Origin of the sequence: Micromonospora fiedleri (assembly GCF_016774385.1) — a bacterium.
Taxonomy (GTDB): domain Bacteria; phylum Actinomycetota; class Actinomycetes; order Mycobacteriales; family Micromonosporaceae; genus Micromonospora; species Micromonospora gifhornensis.
Window position 1 is genome coordinate 1 of the sequence record NZ_JAETXL010000040.1, and the last position, 498, is coordinate 498.

At 50.6% G+C, this 498-nt stretch carries 1 pseudogene; it reads right to left on the minus strand.

Going from position 1 to position 498, the window contains the following annotated elements:
* Positions 1-32 precede the first annotated feature (32 nt).
* Positions 33-498, minus strand: a pseudogene (locus tag JMF97_RS32455) (hypothetical protein); the annotation flags it as partial.

A 498-nucleotide genomic window follows, 5' to 3' on the forward strand; every position in this document is an offset into this window, starting at 1 on the left:
CGGTCAACGCAAGAGCTGTCTCTTATACACATCTAGATGTGTATAAGAGACAGGGTGATGATGTTGCCGCCGATATTGAAAATTCCGGTGGGGAACGGTAGGTTCGTTTTCAGCCCCAGAGGCCCAATGTCACGCGTTGTACCCACGTCGTATTTCCATATCAAAGAGCGGGTGCGTAGATCAACTGCAGCAAGCTGTCCCCAAGGTGGCGCCTTGCATGGAGCGCCAAATATGCCCAACCAAGGATCTACCTTCACTACGTAAGGCGTGCCATATTGCGGATTGATAGCGAATTCTTTAGGCCGCGGTGGCTGTCCTATGCCATCCCAAGGTTTAACGAGACCTTTTGCTTCGGCATCATTTCGCCTGAAGGTTTGAGCAACAAACGGGATGTAGCTCAGATTGGCATATAACCGCTTTCTTTCTGGATCAACGGAGGCGCCATGCCAGTCGATGACGCCGTCAAATGCAGGATATACCAGGGTCTTTTTTTCTAGC